General features: G+C 50.6%; 16 protein-coding genes and 1 rRNA gene. 13 read left to right on the top strand and 4 right to left on the bottom strand.

What is annotated here, in order from left to right; translation table 11 throughout:
• The first annotated feature begins 6 nt into the window (after positions 1-6).
• A 5S ribosomal RNA gene (rrf, locus tag CWE12_RS04605) occupies positions 7-122 on the top strand.
• Positions 123-323: 201 nt separating this feature from the next.
• Here rrf and CWE12_RS04600 read toward each other — a convergent pair.
• Entirely contained in the window at positions 324-1,130 is an 807-nt protein-coding gene (locus tag CWE12_RS04600) for a DUF6268 family outer membrane beta-barrel protein (RefSeq protein WP_126788464.1), read from the bottom strand.
• A 39-nt stretch (positions 1,131-1,169) separates the two neighbouring features.
• Here CWE12_RS04600 and CWE12_RS04595 point away from each other — a divergent pair, with 39 nt between their 5' ends.
• The 10 genes from CWE12_RS04595 to nqrM all read left to right on the top strand — a co-directional run bounded on the left by CWE12_RS04595 (position 1,170) and on the right by nqrM (position 9,865).
• Entirely contained in the window at positions 1,170-1,826 is a 657-nt protein-coding gene (locus tag CWE12_RS04595) for an alpha-ketoglutarate-dependent dioxygenase AlkB family protein (RefSeq protein ID WP_126788463.1), read from the top strand.
• A 15-nt stretch (positions 1,827-1,841) separates the two neighbouring features.
• Positions 1,842-2,153: a BolA family protein gene (locus CWE12_RS04590; protein ID WP_126788462.1), complete on the top strand. Its 312-nt coding sequence runs from the start codon at positions 1,842-1,844 to the stop codon at positions 2,151-2,153.
• Between the two features lie 95 nt (positions 2,154-2,248).
• Positions 2,249-3,427, top strand: coding sequence for an enoyl-ACP reductase FabV (fabV, locus tag CWE12_RS04585; RefSeq protein WP_126788461.1), 1,179 nt, complete (start codon positions 2,249-2,251; stop codon positions 3,425-3,427).
• Positions 3,428-3,656: 229 nt separating this feature from the next.
• Positions 3,657-4,997 (top strand): Na(+)-translocating NADH-quinone reductase subunit A, encoded by a 1,341-nt coding sequence (locus tag CWE12_RS04580; RefSeq protein WP_126788460.1) that lies wholly within the window; start codon positions 3,657-3,659, stop codon positions 4,995-4,997.
• Between the two features lie 2 nt (positions 4,998-4,999).
• Positions 5,000-6,202, top strand: a complete 1,203-nt coding sequence (locus CWE12_RS04575) for an NADH:ubiquinone reductase (Na(+)-transporting) subunit B (protein ID WP_126788459.1) — start codon at positions 5,000-5,002, stop codon at positions 6,200-6,202.
• Positions 6,195-6,968, top strand: a complete 774-nt coding sequence (locus CWE12_RS04570; protein WP_126788458.1) for a Na(+)-translocating NADH-quinone reductase subunit C — start codon at positions 6,195-6,197, stop codon at positions 6,966-6,968. The genes CWE12_RS04575 and CWE12_RS04570 overlap by 8 nt, the downstream gene beginning before the upstream one ends.
• On the top strand, positions 6,968-7,600 hold the full coding sequence (locus CWE12_RS04565) for an NADH:ubiquinone reductase (Na(+)-transporting) subunit D (RefSeq protein WP_126788457.1): 633 nt from the start codon (positions 6,968-6,970) through the stop codon (positions 7,598-7,600). Before CWE12_RS04570 ends, CWE12_RS04565 begins: the two co-directional genes overlap by 1 nt.
• A 3-nt stretch (positions 7,601-7,603) precedes the next feature.
• Positions 7,604-8,212: an NADH:ubiquinone reductase (Na(+)-transporting) subunit E gene (nqrE, locus tag CWE12_RS04560; RefSeq protein WP_126788456.1), complete on the top strand. Its 609-nt coding sequence runs from the start codon at positions 7,604-7,606 to the stop codon at positions 8,210-8,212.
• Between the two features lie 40 nt (positions 8,213-8,252).
• Entirely contained in the window at positions 8,253-9,479 is a 1,227-nt protein-coding gene (gene nqrF / locus CWE12_RS04555; RefSeq protein WP_126788455.1) for an NADH:ubiquinone reductase (Na(+)-transporting) subunit F, read from the top strand.
• Between the two features lie 155 nt (positions 9,480-9,634).
• Positions 9,635-9,865, top strand: a complete 231-nt coding sequence (nqrM, locus tag CWE12_RS04550) for a (Na+)-NQR maturation NqrM (RefSeq protein WP_126788454.1) — start codon at positions 9,635-9,637, stop codon at positions 9,863-9,865.
• Here the strand turns inward: nqrM and CWE12_RS04545 are convergent.
• The gene (locus CWE12_RS04545) at positions 9,862-10,893 is read right to left on the bottom strand and encodes a WD40/YVTN/BNR-like repeat-containing protein (RefSeq protein ID WP_126788453.1); all 1,032 of its coding nucleotides are present in this window, start codon (positions 10,891-10,893) and stop codon (positions 9,862-9,864) included. The two genes, nqrM and CWE12_RS04545, sit on opposite strands and share 4 nt — an antisense overlap.
• Before the next feature lie 126 nt (positions 10,894-11,019).
• Here CWE12_RS04545 and CWE12_RS04540 point away from each other — a divergent pair, with 126 nt between their 5' ends.
• Positions 11,020-11,934, top strand: a complete 915-nt coding sequence (locus CWE12_RS04540; RefSeq protein ID WP_126788452.1) for a CpcT/CpeT family chromophore lyase — start codon at positions 11,020-11,022, stop codon at positions 11,932-11,934.
• Between the two features lie 25 nt (positions 11,935-11,959).
• Here the strand turns inward: CWE12_RS04540 and CWE12_RS04535 are convergent, their stop codons facing one another.
• Together CWE12_RS04535 and CWE12_RS04530 are read right to left on the bottom strand one after the other, a co-directional pair.
• A complete protein-coding gene (locus CWE12_RS04535; protein ID WP_157981923.1) occupies positions 11,960-12,754 on the bottom strand; it encodes a S1/P1 nuclease in 795 nt (264 codons plus the stop codon).
• Positions 12,738-13,490: a YciK family oxidoreductase gene (locus CWE12_RS04530; RefSeq protein WP_126788450.1), complete on the bottom strand. Its 753-nt coding sequence runs from the start codon at positions 13,488-13,490 to the stop codon at positions 12,738-12,740. Before CWE12_RS04530 ends, CWE12_RS04535 begins: the two co-directional genes overlap by 17 nt.
• A gap of 205 nt (positions 13,491-13,695) precedes the next feature.
• Between CWE12_RS04530 and CWE12_RS04525 the strand changes: the two genes are divergently transcribed.
• Positions 13,696-16,059 carry a VolA/Pla-1 family phospholipase gene (locus tag CWE12_RS04525; RefSeq protein WP_126788449.1) on the top strand — a complete coding sequence of 788 codons (2,364 nt, stop codon included), beginning with the start codon at positions 13,696-13,698 and terminating at the stop codon, positions 16,057-16,059.
• Positions 16,060-16,195: the final 136 nt, after the last annotated feature.

Here is a 16,195-nt window from a genome sequence, read left to right as displayed (position 1 = left end):
AATTTGTCTGGCGGCCATAGCGACGTGGAACCACCTGAATCCATTCCGAACTCAGTAGTGAAACATGTCAGCGCCGATGGTAGTGTGGGGCCTCCCCATGTGAGAGTAGGACACCGCCAGGCATCCATATAAGTCAAAAAGGCCACCCATCTGGGTGGCCTTTTTGCTTATGGGCGCACTACAGCAGGCGCGGGGCTTGAATCTTGAATGGGAATGAGATGGTTCATCTCTCCACCCACTGTGGACCCATTCAAGATTCAAGCCCCGCGCCTGATCTACCCATCTACCATCGACAGCCATCCCACACCAACCACCCCCCAGCCCTAAAAAACCCAATGCACTCCAACTATCAAACCAGCCTCATTGTCAGGCTCAAGTTTAGCGATACGCTGCTGGGACTGATTATAAAGACGAACCTCACGCTCAAGACTGTAAGTAACCCGTGCACTGAAGCTAACCTCCTCAGCAAGCTCATAGCGAACCCCAAACGAGGGTAAGATATCCTGATGCTTGATTACTGGTACGTTGCCGTCATGCTGGGAGTAGAAGCGAGTTTGCCACTTCAGCCCGGCATCCAGATACCAGGTGTCATTCAGTCGATAGCTTATTTTTGCCTGAGGGATGGTCAGGTTGCCCGACCATCGGCTTGCATCCTCTTCGGTAAATACCAGGCCGATAACGGGGTAAAGAACATTCTCATTGTCATGCAGGAGCATCCCGACACCGCCGACCCAGGCGATATTGCCTTTCCCTTGTCGGATAAGCGCGAGCTGAGGATTATAAGTAATAGCCTGCGAATTAATTGAGTCACGAAAACCTATCCGAACCCGGAGGCTAGGCCATACTGACCACTCATCATTGAGTGAAGCAAGGTACTGGACACCGGGATTAATATGGGTGTAACTGCTTGATTCCTGACTAAAGTGATACAGGCGTTGCTCTGCCGAAAACAAGAAAGCCTGATGTTCACCTGTCAAACTCCAGCTATCCGACACAGCAAAGTTATCATCATTGCCGGAACCAAGGCGTTGCCATTCAAGATCGACGCTTGCAGCATTTGCAGAAGCGGCCGTTAAAAGTGTTAGAATACCCATCCCATGCATTAGAGTGAGCAGAATGCTGTTTGGCATAAACGCTGTTCCTTGTTGTAGTCACCTGGTGAGATCACTATGTCACATTTCGCCGTAGCATCGAGACGACTTTACACTACAATCGAACTGCAACCTTATCGGGTCGATATTCCCGACGGCGATCTTTTTTATATTCCCGGTTGGCTGACCAGAGATGAATCCAATAGGTACTATAGCAAACTGTCGCAAACACTTGAGTGGCAACAAGATCGCATTCAGGTATTTGGTAAGTGGCATTTAATTCCCCGCTTGCAGGCGTGGTATGGTGACTCCGAAGCCAACTACCAGTATTCGGGACGAGCTTTGGCCCCGAATCCCTGGACGCATGAACTGGCGGTGTTGCGCACCAGGCTTAGCGAGAGCGGAGTAACGAGCAACTCTGTGCTGGCCAACTGGTATCGCAATGGTGAAGATCGGATGGGCTGGCACAGTGATAACGAACCTGAGCTGGGCCCTGCACCAACCATAGCTTCGGTTTCTTTAGGGGCGACACGGTGCTTTCAGTTGCGCCATAAAAGCAGCCGGCAACGCATTGATATTGAGCTCGAAAACGGTAGCCTGTTAATCATGGGTGGGCAATTACAAAGGCATTGGCAACATGGCCTTCCAACGCGTAAACGTTGTCTGGAGGGCCGAATTAATCTTACTTTCAGGCAGGTTAATAGTCGTGCAATCAGCGCAAACGGCCTGAAGTAGAAAGAGGTAAGTGAGATGAGTATGCAGCAGGTTATAGAGCAAAAACTGGAGAGGGTGTTTACCCCCGAGTATCTTGAGGTATTGAACGAAAGCCATATGCATTCAGGCCCGGCGACTGAGTCTCACTTTAAAGTGATCATAGTCAGCTCTGGCTTTAAAGGTGAGCGCTTACTCAATCGCCACCGCTCGGTGAATGAGGTGCTGGCAGATGAGCTGGCTGAACATATTCACGCGCTTGCGCTGCATACCTACACCCCTGACGAATGGGTAGAAAAGGGCAATGCGCCATTGTCACCAGCCTGCAGGGGCGGCAGTAAAACCGATTAGCAACTCAGATGTGTTGGAACGCCGGTTTCGAGTACACTAGCTGACATTTGTTGAGTTAAAACATACTGTTTAATTTACTTTTGCAAGGAAAGACCATGGTCATAAAACCTAAAATTCGCGGATTCATTTGCACTAACGCACATCCAGTTGGCTGTGCTGAGAACGTAAAACGTCAAATTGAGTATGTGAAACGACAGCCACCCGTTAACGACGCGCCAAAACGCGTCCTGGTTATCGGAAGCTCGACCGGATATGGCCTGGCGACCCGCATTGTGTCCGCGTTCGGCGGTGGTGCGAAAACCCTGGGTGTTTGTTTTGAGAAAGAACCATCAGAACGAAAAACAGGGACTGCAGGCTGGTACAACACAGCGGCTTTTCATCAGCAGGCCGGTGAAGCTGGCTTATATGCAAAAACTATCAATGGGGACGCATTTTCAGACGAGCTTAAAACTGAGGTGATCGAAGCGATTAAAGCGGATCTGGGTGAGGTAGACCTGGTGATTTATAGTCTCGCATCACCAAAGCGCAAAGACCCGGAAAGCGGCGAAGTATTCAGTTCAACACTCAAGCCAGTAGGTCAAGCCTATACCACGAAGACCTATGACACTGATAAAGACAAAGTGCATGAAATCAGCCTCGAGCCTGCAACGGATGACGAGATCAATAATACCGTCAAGGTGATGGGCGGTGAAGACTGGGAACGCTGGATTAAAGCATTGCACGATGCAGGCGTACTGGCTCAAGGTGCCAAAACCACTGCTTACACTTACATTGGCAAAAAGCTGACCTGGCCTATTTACGGGCATGCGACTATCGGTAAAGCGAAAGAAGATCTGGATCGGGCTGCAGATGCGTTACGCACCCAGTACACCGATGTGCAACTGGAAGCTTACGTGTCGTCGCTAAAAGCGTTAGTGACGCAGGCGAGTTCTGCTATCCCGGTGATGCCGTTGTATATTTCGCTGATGTACGGTGTGATGAAAGAAGAGGGCACCCATGAAGGCTGCATTGAACAGACCTATCGACTGCTTTCAGAGGGGCTGTACGCAGCCAACCCGAGCCTGGATGATGCGCATCGACTGCGTATGGATGGCCATGAGACCAATGACCAGACCCAGGCCAAAATCGAAACCCTGTGGCATCAGGTAAATCAGGACAACTTCCATCAGTTAGCTGATTACGAAGGGTATCATCAGGATTTTCTGCACCTTTTTGGCTTCGGATTTGACAATGTTGACTACGAACAGGATGTAGATCCGCTCGTAAACTGGTAAACTATGGCGCCGGGGTTTTAGCTTGGAATATATTGGCTTTCTAAATAGCGTAGAAAGGTAATGTAAAAAAATGCTAAAATCGCGGCCTTAGGTGTAAGAAGAATTTATACGCGCTCATGCTGGCACTCGACTGTGTCAGGTATGGGCGCGAGCATGTTTTTATAAGGAATTTGGTCGTCAGGCCGAAATAAAGTTTCAATCTTCCCTAAATTGAGTAGTGCTAACGCGTATGATTACGATAAAGAAAGGTTTGGACGTTCCTATCTCGGGCGCTCCACAACAAACTATTGAAGACGGTAAAACCGTCAAATCAGTCGCTACGCTAGGTGAAGAGTACGTGGGAATGCGCCCGACCATGCAAGTCCAGGTCGAAGACCGGGTCAAAAAAGGTCAGGTTCTTTTTGAAGATAAAAAGAATCCGGGTGTTAAGTTCACGGCTCCTGCAGCTGGTGTAGTTAAAGCCATCAATCGTGGTGCCAAGCGTGTTCTGCAATCCGTTGTTATCGACATCGATGGCGATGAGCAGGAAACCTTTGCCAAGTATGACTCGAAAGAGCTACTTAACTTAAGCCGCGAAAAAGTTCAGGAAAACCTGGTTGAGTCAGGCATGTGGGTTGCGCTGCGCACCCGCCCGTACTCACGTTCACCAGCCCTGGATGCTGAAGCAAAAGCTATTTTTGTGAATGCGATGGATACCAATCCACTGGCCGCTGATCCTGCTTTGATTATCAACGAAGAAAAGCAGGCATTTATCGATGGTCTGAAAGTCGTTAGCCGTTTAACGGAAGGTAAACTGCATGTTGCCACTGCGCCTGACGCCAACATCGATTTCGGTGATGCACCGGTAAATCACGAGACCTTCAAAGGACCTCACCCTGCAGGTAACGTCGGTACCCATATTCACTTCATTGAAGGCGCTGATTTCAAATACAGCGTTTGGCACCTTGGTTATCAGGACGTTATTGCTTTCGGTAAGTTATTTACCACGGGTGAACTGTTCACCAATCGAGTGGTGTCCGTAGCAGGTCCTGCAGCAACTAAACCGCGTTTACTGCGCACTCGTTTGGGTGCAAGCCTGGATGATTTGCTTGCTGGTGAAGTTAAAGAGGGCAACCAACGTGTGGTATCGGGCTCTGTGCTTAATGGTCACAAAGCCGATGGCTCACATGCCTTTTTAGGCCGCTTCCATAACCAGGTATCACTATTGGGTGAAGGCGACGAGAAACAGCTGTTTGGCTGGATCTGGCCTGGCAAAGAGATGCATTCGATTACCCGTGCTTACTTAGGCCATATCATTCCTAAGAAGAAGTTCGATATGAATGCGTCAACCAATGGTTCTGAGCGTGCAATGGTGCCAATTGGTAACTACGAGCGCGTTATGCCGCTGGATGTGATTCCTACACTGTTGCTGCGTGCAATTGTGTCTGGCGACATCGAGACCGCTCAGGAGTTAGGCTGTCTGGAGTTGGACGAAGAAGATTTGGCTCTGTGTACTTATGTTTGCCCAGGCAAGTATGAATATGGCACAGCTCTTCGTAAGGTTCTCACGACCATTGAGAAAGAAGGCTAATCATGAGCATCAAGAATTACTTAGAACGTATTGAACCGAACTTTGAACCGGGTGGAAAGCACGAAAAGTGGTATGCACTGTATGAAGCAGTTGCGACCATTCTTTATACCCCTGGTATAACTACTAAAGCGACCACGCACGTACGTGACAGCATTGACCTGAAACGGATCATGATCTTTGTATGGATGATGACCTTTCCAGCGATGTTCTGGGGTATGTGGAACGTTGGTTTTCAGGCAAACCTGGCTGTTATGGACGGCTATCAACTTGCTGATATCTGGCAAGTGGGCTTATTCCAGGCGTTAGGTGGTGAACTTGGCGGTGATGCGGGTTGGGCCACTATGATGTGGTACGGAGCCTGTTTCTTCCTGCCTATCTACGCGGTGACCTTTTTCGTCGGTGGCTTCTGGGAAGTGCTGTTTGCATCAATTCGCAAGCATGAAGTAAACGAAGGGTTCTTCGTTTCCTCCGTTCTGTTCGCATTGATTCTGCCAGCAACTATTCCATTGTGGCAGGTAGCACTGGGTATCACCTTCGGTATCGTGGTTGGTAAGGAAATATTTGGCGGCACAGGTCGTAACTTTCTTAACCCGGCCCTTACTGGTCGTGCATTCCTCTACTTCTCATTCCCGGCAGCTATTACTGGTGACCAGGTGTGGACCGCAGTAGACGGTTATGCCGGTGCGACTAAACTGACTCAGGCTTTCCAGGGCGAGCTGGACTATTCAGATATGGCTCAGTGGATGAACGCCTTCCTGGGTAAAATCCCTGGTTCAATCGGTGAAGTTTCAACCCTGATGATTCTCATTGGTGGCCTCGCTCTAATTTACTTCCGCATCGCTTCATGGCGCATTGTTGCTGGTGTACTTGCGGGTATGGCGTTGTTCTCAGGCGTGCTGAACCTGGTAGGTAGTGACACCAACCCAATGTTCGCAATGCCTTGGTACTGGCATCTGGTTGTCGGTGGCTTTGCCTTCGGTATGATGTTCATGGCGACCGACCCGGTATCAGCATCCTTTACCAACAGAGGTAAATGGGCCTACGGTATTTTGATTGGTTTCATGACGGTGATGATTCGCGTTATCAACCCAGCCTTCCCTGAAGGCATCATGCTAGCCATTCTGTTTGCCAACGTATTTGCACCACTTTTCGACCATTTCGTGGTGCAGGCAAATATGAAGCGGAGGAAGTTACGCCATGTCTAAAAAGAATGAGAGCACCAGTAAAACATTTATCGTTGTGATCGCACTGTGTCTGGTGTGTTCCATCATCGTATCTGGCGCGGCCGTTGGCCTTAAAGACCGTCAGGAAGCTAATGCCGCGTTAGCAATGCAGCGCAACGTGTTGCAAGCAGCTCGAATCGATTTCCCTAGTGGGGAAGCCGCTGGCATCTATGCTGAGCGTATTCGTGAGTATCGCCTGAATATGGAAACTTACGAGCTTACCTCAGCAAGTGAAGAAGAACTCGCTGCAGCCGCTGACACTGAAAGCCAGGGTGACGTTGCCCGTCGCTTAAGTGCTGACGAAGATGTTGCTGGTGTCCGGGATCTTGAGCAGCACACGATGTTCTATGTCGCACTGGGTGAAGACGGCGAGTCAGTCGAATCTTATATTTTACCAATTCGGGGTGCAGGCTTGTGGGGCATGATGTATGCGCTACTGGCACTGGAGAGCGACGGTCAAACCATCGCCGGGCTGAATTTCTACGACCACTCTGAGACTCCAGGTCTTGGTGGCGAAATTCAGAATCCACGCTGGGTTAGCAACTTTGAAGGCAAGCAAGCGGTGGATAGCCAGGGGAACGTGGAAATTCGTGTAACCAAAGGCGCAAACCCACAGGATAACGAAGTGGATGCATTGTCGGGTGCTACTATCACCAGTAACGGCGTGGACAACACGTTCCAGTTCTGGCTGAGTGACACGGCATATGGCCCGTTCCTGCAAAAACTGCGTGAAGGAGAGGTGTTGTAATGGCTAGTGCAAAAGAAATGAAGCAGGTGTTGTTTGGCCCTATCTTTGCCAACAACCCAATTGCATTGCAAATTCTGGGTGTCTGTTCTGCGCTCGCCGTAACGGGTAGCCTGGATAATACATTGGTCATGTGTCTTGCTTTGACCTTTGTAACGGCACTTTCAAACTTTTCAATTTCATTGATTCGTAACCACATTCCATCAAGTGTGCGGATTATCGTGCAAATGACCATTATCGCGAGTTTGGTTATTGTGGTGGACCAGGTGCTGCAAGCTTATGCGTATGACATCGCACAAGAACTATCGGTCTTCGTTGGTTTGATTATCACCAACTGTATCGTTATGGGACGTGCCGAAGCATTCGCGATGAAAGAGCCACCAGGCATGGCGTTACTGGACGGTATCGGGAATGGCTTAGGTTATTCCGTCGTACTGCTAACAGTTGCGTTTTTCCGCGAATTGTTTGGTTCAGGTAGCTTATTTGGTTTACAAATTCTGCCATTGGCAACCGAAGGCGGCTGGTATACTCCAGTGGGTCTGCTGGTATTGCCACCAAGTGCGTTCTTTATTATCGGTGGTTTCATTTGGGTACTGCGTACCTTCCGCACCGAGCAAGTTGAGGCGAAGGAGTAAACAATGGAACATTATTTAACAATGTTTGTTCGCGCCGTTTTCATCGAAAACTTAGCGCTTTCATTCTTCCTTGGCATGTGTACTTTCCTTGCAGTATCGAAGAAGGTAACTACGGCTATGGGCCTTGGGGTAGCAGTTATTGTGGTACTGGGTCTTGCCGTGCCAATTAATAACCTGGTTAATACCTTTGTTCTTTCTCCTGGCGCACTTGGCTGGGCTGGCTTCCCGGACGCGGACTTAAGCTTCCTGCGCTTCCTGACCTTTATCGGCGTTATTGCAGCGCTGGTACAGATCCTGGAAATGGCTTTGGATAAGTTTCTGCCCGCGCTGTATAACGCTTTGGGTATCTTCCTGCCATTGATTACCGTTAACTGCGCTATCTTTGGTGGTGTGCTGTTCATGGTGGAGCGTGATTACAACTTTACCGAGTCCGTGGTCTACGGTATCGGTAGTGGTGTGGGCTGGGCACTGGCAATTGTCTTGCTGGCCGCTGTGCGTGAGAAGTTGAAGTATGCTGATATTCCTGACGGGTTACGTGGTCTGGGTATTACCTTTATCAGCACCGGCTTAATTGGTTTGGGCTTCATGTCGTTCTCTGGCGTGTCTTTGTAGGCCCTTGTTGTAATGAATCAGGAATAAAAGGAACAAGTCGATGCAAGAAATATATCTTGGCGTAGGCCTGTTCACCATTATCGTATTAGTTTTGGTTGTAGTGATTTTGTTCGCAAAATCAAAACTGGTACCTTCTGGTGACGTAGAAATCATCATCAATGATGATCCAGATAAGAAAATCACGACGCAGCCCGGCTCTAAGCTATTAGGCGCCCTGGCTAACGCTGGTATCTTCGTATCCTCAGCCTGTGGTGGCGGTGGGTCTTGTGGCCAGTGTATCGTTAAAATTAAAGAAGGCGGCGGTGAAATTCTGCCAACTGAGCGTGACCATATTTCTCGTGGTGAAGCGCGTGACGGTGCGCGCCTGTCGTGTCAGGTGAATGTTAAACAGAACATGAAAATTGAATTGCCTGAAGAAGTTTTCGGGATCAAGAAATGGGATTGTACTGTTCGTTCAAATGACAACGTAGCGACCTTCATCAAAGAGCTGGTGCTGGAAATTCCGGATAGTGAGTCTGTTCCGTTCCGTGCTGGTGGTTATATTCAGATCGAAGCGCCTGCGCATCACGTTAAATTCAAAGACTTCGACGTTGATGAAGAGTACCGTGGTGACTGGGAACGCTTTAAATTCTTTGACCTTGAGTCAAAAGTAGACGAAGAAGTTATTCGTGCCTACTCGATGGCGAACTACCCGGACGAAGAAGGCATTATCATGCTCAACGTGCGTATCGCTACGCCACCGCCAAATGACATGACGTTGCCACCAGGTAAAATGTCGTCGTACATTTTCAGCCTTAAAGCGGGTGATAAAGCGACTATTTCAGGGCCATTTGGTGAGTTCTTTGCCAAAGAAACTGAAGCTGAAATGATCTTCGTTGGTGGTGGTGCTGGTATGGCGCCGATGCGGTCACATATTTTTGACCAGTTACGTCGCCTGAACTCTAAGCGTAAGATTTCGTTCTGGTACGGTGCGCGTTCTAAGCGAGAAATGTTCTACGTTGAAGATTTCGATATGCTGGCCGACGAGAATGAAAACTTCGAGTGGCACGTAGCGCTCTCTGATCCAACCGAAGAAGACAACTGGGAAGGTTTCACAGGTTTCATTCACAATGTGTTGATGGAAAACTACCTGAAAGACCACCCTGCACCAGAAGACTGTGAATTCTACATGTGTGGACCGCCGGTTATGAACGCGGCTGTGATCAACATGCTGAAAGATCTTGGTGTTGAAGATGAAAATATCATGTTGGATGACTTTGGTGGTTAATTCACCAGCTTGTTGATATGATAATAAAAGGCCGCCCCAGTAAGGGCGGCCTTTTTATTTGCGCGCTGGTAATAGAAGGCTGGCGACGTTAAAGGGTGATGCCGGGTAAATTATTGCGTATAATACGCACAGATTCTTTAACGCGCGGAGTAGTAATGCAGACGTTTTTGTTGGTGTTCATCATGATGGTTATTGGTTTTGCAGCAATGGCTATAGGTTACATGGTGCAACGTAAGTCTATCTCAGGTAGTTGTGGTGGCCTCGGCGCCATGGGGATCGAAAAAGCCTGTGACTGTGATAATCCGTGTGACGAAAAAAAGGCGCACATGGCTAAGCATGAGCGCCGTGAAAAAATCAAAGAGTGGCAAAAAAACCAGATTAATTAACGTGCCGGGTCAAAGTGGACTAAACCGTTTTGACCTATGGCATAACACCCTTGCTCAAAGGTGCAGCTTAGCTGCCGGGCAGGGGTGTCAATCACTTCCCAGTTCTGTCCCCAGTCCGCTGACCAGGCGACGCCCGTGGCATTGCCCACTAAGATATAATCCTGATACGTCGTTAAACTGGTAAGGACCCCGGAAAGCGGTGGCACTGGCAGATTGCTGAATTCATTGTTGTGATAGCGGAATACCCGGCTGGCATCATTGTCCGTCTCAGTGTCTGCTCCGGTGAGTCCCCCGGTAAACAAAATATCGTCGTTACCAAGCGGCCATACTGAGGTCACCGCGGCGCCCTCGGCACCTGAAATCGGTGTAGCCACGACCCGAAAACGTAACCCAGTATTCGATTTGTACATCAACCGGGCCTGGTTGGCGTAAGCGCTGCCCATGGCCCAGGTATTGTTGGCGTAGCGAACGCAACTGCCTGACTCATTAAAACCACTTTCGTTTGCCTGAGCTGGCTGGTTAAAGCCGCTCCGGGCACTAAGCCAGGTACGCCCGTTGGTACTGCGCACCGCATGCCATTCCTCGCTTCTGCCTGAGCCCAGTATCCAGGTCTCACCATCAGAGTCGTGATCAAAACATCGCAGTGTCCGGTCGCCATCAGCACGGTGTAACTGGTTCCAGCTGTAGCCGCTGTTGCGGCTATGGTAAAGCCTTGAGTCTGAACCTCGTCCTGAGGTCAGTACATAGGCTTCACGGTCTCCCTTGGCTTTGATTTGAGTAATGGGAAGGGTTCCGTTGCGACCCACTGGTTGCGAAAGCGTCCAGCTATCACCGCCATCCTCAGAATATGCCACGTGCCCGGTGGTACTGCCTAGCCACAGGGTTTGTGCAGTATTACTGGCAACAGCTTGCCATCTCGTTTCTTCACCAGCTTGCGGTAAATTCAGTTGTTTTACCGCGGTATCAGCGGCGGCATTGGTAGCTAGGAAAGACAGGCCGAGTGCAACAGAAATCCGGCGTAGCGTCATGAATACCTCGTTGATTAAGGAAAGTTACAAGCACCAAAAGGAACTCAAGCTTATGCTATAGTGTCGCACGACCATATTCTAAAGCAACTAAATGCGCGCAGCTTTGCTGTGCTGACAAGGGTGACTATGTTTCGAAGAGCAGCAGCAACAGCGAGTGCCATCATACTATTTACCATCCTCAGTGGGTTGGCATTTTCTGCGTCTGCTACGGAAGGCAGCACCCAGAAGCTCCTCGCGTGGTTTGCCGGTGATTTTACTAATTATCAGCAGACTATCCACCAGCCAGAGCAATCGCTGACCCCGGTGATTAAACGTATTGAGCCGCTGGATTATGCGGACGAAGGTCATGCATTTTTGAGTGAGCAGGCTTACCTGTTTGAGCCGGATCAGGTGATACGTCGCCAGGTTTATCTGCTCGAGCGTGTTCGCGGTGGCTGGCGGCAGGCTGTATTCAACGTTGAACCGGAACTGGGCGCAGCTGAATTAGCCGATCCGTCGAACTGGCAAGCCTCGTATGGTTGTGAGGTAAACTGGCACTGGCGAAATGGAGAGTTTGAAGGAGAGCGTAATCACCGTCGTTGTTATTTTTACCGCCGCAGTGATGGCCAGAAGGTGAGTCTGTCAAGTCAGTTACGCCTCAGTGAAAACGCACTGACCGTCACTGAACAGGCATTTCTTGCAACGAATACGCCGTTACTGCGCAGTGATCTTGCGGGCACTCACCACTATGCGCGGATGCAATATTATGATGCGCAGGTGGAGTACCGCGCCCCGGGCACGGATCGCTGGCGGCAGGCAGAGCTCATCGGTGTGTTGCATAATCAGGGCGCGCGCGTTGGCATTCGCTTGTCTGAGCAACAGCAGGAGCTGCGTTATCAGTTTGCTGTTACCGCGGGTGGCGAGCAGGCAGAGTTCGCGTTATATGACCTGAATGGCATGGAAACTGTCCACCAGGAACATGTAGGCGTGAATGACGTGATCGAGTACCAATCAGACTATCTGAAAATTGAATTAACCCCTCGCGCCAGTCGTGCTGATTGAGTGCGATGGCACGACGGGCTGTTAATTACTGATTTGCTGCGGCTGCCGCGTTTATAATCATTGCCATACGCTGAGCTGAATGGGTAAGTTGTTGTTTAACCACCAGTTTGGCTTGAGTGATATAGGCTGAATCCAGTTCATCACCGGCCTCCAAATCAGCGTAGGCGTATTCCCGGGCCAGATGGTTGGCTTCCGCCGCCCACGCTTGTAACGCCTCATACCAGTCCTCAGCAGACTCCGGTAACGGGTTCTGTGCAGCCAGTTCGGCTGGAGCAGGGAGGTCTTTGCGTTCAATGATCAGCGAGTCCCAGACCCGGTGCAAATTAGTCCGCTCTCCATCCACTGTCACGTCGGTGTCATTGCCCCCTCGGTCGCGGGCAAAACCAAGATGCAACGGCTGATGCAAATCGGTAATCCAATGACTGAACTTACGCAGTTCATCGGCTTGTGCGGTAGGGTCTGCCTGCGGGTCGAACATCACATCCAGTGCGTTCATCGCCGCACCTACTACACATCGACGGTTAGGGCAGTGGCGTTGCATGTCGATCTGCTGTTCATCTGGTGGAATGTTGGCAAAATGAAGCGGGCCCAGAAAGCGACCCTCGTCGGTGCCACGAACACGATCCGCCCAGGTGGTCGCTGATGCCAGTGAGGTTTCATCAAGTCGCTGCAGGTGGCTGTCGACCCAGCGCCGTGCCTGTGGAGTTAAATACTCATAGGCAGTGGCTCCGATATACTCGTGGCCAGTGAAACCCCAGGCATAGAGCTTGGTTGGAAGCAGTAAACAGGCGGCGAGAATAAGACTAGCGAGTTTGTGCATCAAGAGACTCTCCGCTAACGCCGATGCTGTCATCGCTCATCAGATATAAATAAACCGGCATAATGTCAGCCGCTGTTTTGAGCTTGCTTTTATCTTCGGCGGGGTAGGCCTTTGAACGCATTGCCGTTCGGGTGGCGCCAGGATTAATGACGTTGACCCGTAAATGGCTGTTGTCGTACTCGTCAGCCAGCACCTGAGCCATGCCTTCAGTGGCGAACTTGGAGACCGCATAAGGTCCCCAGTGGGCCCGGCCGGTCCGGCCGACACCTGATGAGGTGAATACAACCGATGGGTTAGTCGCTTCCAGGAGCACCGGCAACAATGCCTTGGTCATCATAAACTGAGCCGTGACATTGACTTTCATGATGTCTTCCCAGGTTGCCAGGTCAATGTGAGCGAACGGGGACAGCACTCCTAACATACCTGCATTATGCAACAGGCCGTCAAGGCGCCCGAACTGGTCCATAATGGTTGCAGCCATGTCGCGGTAATTGGCTTCGGTAGCGCCTTTCATATCCAGCGGGATAATAGCCGGTGTGGCGCCGCCAGCGGCTTCGATCTCGTCGTACACAGCCTCGAGTTTAGCCACCGTGCGACCAAGTAAAATAACCGTAGCACCATGACGGGCATAGCTGAGCGCCGCTTCGCGGCCGATACCGTCACCAGCCCCGGTTACAAGAATGATTTTGTCGTTGAAAGCGCCCTGAGCGGGCTGGAAAGTCTGATAATTTTGCATAATCACTGCTTCATGGTTAAAGATATGCGATAGTGTACCTGTTTATGAATTCTAACTCAGTAGTTGCCAAGAATTTGTTAGAAAAACCTTTAATATTCGCCCGTTGGGGTGTATAAATTCTGTAAATACTCAGTAATAGAGTAAGCCCATATTAGGCGGCCAGGTGGCTGCTTAACATTAGAACAACAAGGATTGGGGATACCTCATGAAAAAATTATTGCTTTCCGTGGCCGTTGGCTCCGTTCTCGGCCTCACCGGCTGTCTGGCAGATGGTGAAGATGCACCAGTGTCACAGGAGCAGGCGGGCGTTCCATACGTGCGCGTTGCTTTTGATCCGGCTGCAGGTGATATTTCGGTTCCAAGTAACTTCCTTTATCTGGGTACCCAGGACGGGACTCTGGACGTTCCGAATGAAGGCCCCGACGATCCGGCCAATGCGCTTGATGCGTTAGACGGATGGTCAACCACTTTCCCAGCTGTTTTTAGCTTCAACTACCCAACTGGCCAGTATGGCAGCCGTTCTGTAACCGTCGATGCGTCGACAGCAGAAGCGGCAGGTGCTGTCCGTGTATTTAAAGTAATCGAAGGCGGCAACGCGGTAAACGAGCAATGTGCAGCACTGCAACCCGTAGTGGCTTGTGCAGTTCAGTCTGAACTCGAATTCGGTACTGATTTTGTTACCTCATTCAATTCAGTCAGTGGCGCGTTAAGTGTGGTTCCGTTGCGTCCGCTTGAGCCTGAAGCCAGCTACATGATCGCGTTGACCGATGGCATTGAAGATGACCGTGGTCGTGCGGTGCGTCCATCGCAAACGTATTTCGCCGCCAGTCAGGACGACATCGAACTTGAAGGGCAAGGCGCCCAGGTTCAGGCCATCGTTCGCCAGAACCATGCTGTTCTTGATGGCGCTGGAGTGAATCCGGAAAATGTAATTTACACGTCCCTGTACACTACGCAGTCTATCGATACGGTCCTGCAGGTTGTGCAGTCATACCTGGCGAGCGATTTAGCCGCACTGGGTGCTGGTCAGCCAACATTGACCTCAGCGATTCAGACCAACTTCGCCGGGGTAACCGTTGCTCAGGCCCTGTCACAAAATGTTGAGGGTTTCCCTGCGACTCAGCCTGCACCTGGCGAACCTTTCTTTTTTGAGTATGCCGTATCGAACACGGCTGAATTACATGCCGGTAACTTCGAACTGCCATACTTCAGTGGCTTACCCACTGCTGAAAATCAAACTGCACCACTAAGCGAGCGTTGGGAAGCTGAGTTTGTCAGCCCTGCGACGGTTGGACTGGCGCTGTCTGAAGGGCGTATCAGTGCTGAAAACCTGATTGGTTGCGGTATGCCGCAAGCGACGGTGGGTGAGTTTGGCGCAACAGAGGATCCTTCTGTGTTCTTAGGTGAGCTGGCTTATGCTGATTTGCCAGCAACTGACGCTTGTGCGGTACTGGACGATGGTCGCCACCTGACCAAATACAACCCGCTACCATTGGTTCGCGCGTCGGTTGAAGTGCCTCTGTGGATGTCGGTGCCGGTTGAAGCCCAGGTTAATGGTGTACGTGCGACTTTAGGCTTGCCTGCTATCAGCGAACCAGCTGACGGGTGGCCGGTAGTTATCTTCCAGCACGGTATTACTGGTAACAAAGAGCAATTCCTGGCTATCGCCGGTGCACTGTCGGTATCAGGTCATGCTGCAATTGCTATTGATCACCCGCTGCATGGTGAGCGTGGTTTTGGCGCAATCAACGCGTCCGCTGAGTACACTGATGCAGACGGCGATCCGGCTCAGGGCGACCCGACGGCGTATCTGAACCTCGGCAGCTTGCTGACGGCGCGTGATAACGTGCGTCAGAGTACAGCTGACTTGCTGTCTTTGCGCTTTGCGTTGTCGCGTCCTGATTCGACGTTTGGTGGAGCACAAATTGACCGAAACACCGTTAAGTTTGTTGGTCATTCACTGGGTGGTATTGCAGGCGTTAACATGACCGCTATTGCGAACACACCGTTCCCACAAATGCCAGAAGGCTTTGCCTTGGGTGACTACTTCGGTATTGACCAGGCTGTCTTTGCGATGGCGGGTGGCGGTATTGCACCGTTCCTGATTGACAGCGAAAGCTTTGGCCCGCTGATCCGTGAGCAACTTGCTGCTCAGGCTGGTGGTCTGCAAGGTGCTGAACTGGAAGCATTAATTCAGCAATTCACCTTCGCTGCACAAACGGTTATCGATTCAGCTGACCCGTTGAATTTCGCCGGTCATCTGGTTGAGACTGAAACGCCACGCTTGTTAATCCAGGCAAATGACGATGCAGTTATCCCTAACCAGGCTTCAGTACCGCTTTCTGGTACAGAGCCACTGGCAGTCGTATTGGGCTTAGACGAAGTCACTGAAACAGTGATGGGCGAAGAGCCTCAATCAGGTTTTATCAAGGTTGAAGGCGCCTCGCACGGTTCGCTGCTGCAACAGGGCGAAGATGATGAGGAAGGCACAACCCAGGCGATTCAGCTTATGATTGCAACCTGGCTCGAGAGCCAGGGCACGGTTATCAACTTAGATAACGAAGAGTAAGCGAATTACCTGATTGAATGAAACGAACGTAAAGCCAGCATTGTTACAATGCTGGCTTTTTTTATGGCTATCCGGACGAGTGTGTTTAAGCCTGGGCAGCAACTAGGCTACACTTAGCATTCAACCAGCTGTTTAC

It is taken from the genome of Aliidiomarina sedimenti (genome assembly GCF_003986955.1).
Classification (GTDB): Bacteria; Pseudomonadota; Gammaproteobacteria; order Enterobacterales; family Alteromonadaceae; genus Aliidiomarina; species Aliidiomarina sedimenti.
Note: the sequence above shows the minus strand (reverse complement) of the source record. Positions and strands in the feature narration are given on the sequence as shown.

Excerpts from the sequence above, each read along its gene's own strand:
- CWE12_RS04600 (WP_126788464.1), bottom strand. The coding sequence starts at position 1,130 with ATGCCAAACAGCATTCTGCTCACTCTAATGCATGGGATGGGTATTCTA.
- CWE12_RS04595 (WP_126788463.1), top strand. The coding sequence starts at position 1,170 with ATGTCACATTTCGCCGTAGCATCGAGACGACTTTACACTACAATCGAA.
- CWE12_RS04590 (WP_126788462.1), top strand. The coding sequence starts at position 1,842 with ATGAGTATGCAGCAGGTTATAGAGCAAAAACTGGAGAGGGTGTTTACC.
- fabV (WP_126788461.1), top strand. The coding sequence starts at position 2,249 with ATGGTCATAAAACCTAAAATTCGCGGATTCATTTGCACTAACGCACAT.
- CWE12_RS04580 (WP_126788460.1), top strand. The coding sequence starts at position 3,657 with ATGATTACGATAAAGAAAGGTTTGGACGTTCCTATCTCGGGCGCTCCA.
- CWE12_RS04575 (WP_126788459.1), top strand. The coding sequence starts at position 5,000 with ATGAGCATCAAGAATTACTTAGAACGTATTGAACCGAACTTTGAACCG.
- CWE12_RS04570 (WP_126788458.1), top strand. The coding sequence starts at position 6,195 with ATGTCTAAAAAGAATGAGAGCACCAGTAAAACATTTATCGTTGTGATC.
- CWE12_RS04565 (WP_126788457.1), top strand. The coding sequence starts at position 6,968 with ATGGCTAGTGCAAAAGAAATGAAGCAGGTGTTGTTTGGCCCTATCTTT.
- nqrE (WP_126788456.1), top strand. The coding sequence starts at position 7,604 with ATGGAACATTATTTAACAATGTTTGTTCGCGCCGTTTTCATCGAAAAC.
- nqrF (WP_126788455.1), top strand. The coding sequence starts at position 8,253 with ATGCAAGAAATATATCTTGGCGTAGGCCTGTTCACCATTATCGTATTA.
- nqrM (WP_126788454.1), top strand. The coding sequence starts at position 9,635 with ATGCAGACGTTTTTGTTGGTGTTCATCATGATGGTTATTGGTTTTGCA.
- CWE12_RS04545 (WP_126788453.1), bottom strand. The coding sequence starts at position 10,893 with ATGACGCTACGCCGGATTTCTGTTGCACTCGGCCTGTCTTTCCTAGCT.
- CWE12_RS04540 (WP_126788452.1), top strand. The coding sequence starts at position 11,020 with ATGTTTCGAAGAGCAGCAGCAACAGCGAGTGCCATCATACTATTTACC.
- CWE12_RS04535 (WP_157981923.1), bottom strand. The coding sequence starts at position 12,754 with ATGCACAAACTCGCTAGTCTTATTCTCGCCGCCTGTTTACTGCTTCCA.
- CWE12_RS04530 (WP_126788450.1), bottom strand. The coding sequence starts at position 13,490 with ATGCAAAATTATCAGACTTTCCAGCCCGCTCAGGGCGCTTTCAACGAC.
- CWE12_RS04525 (WP_126788449.1), top strand. The coding sequence starts at position 13,696 with ATGAAAAAATTATTGCTTTCCGTGGCCGTTGGCTCCGTTCTCGGCCTC.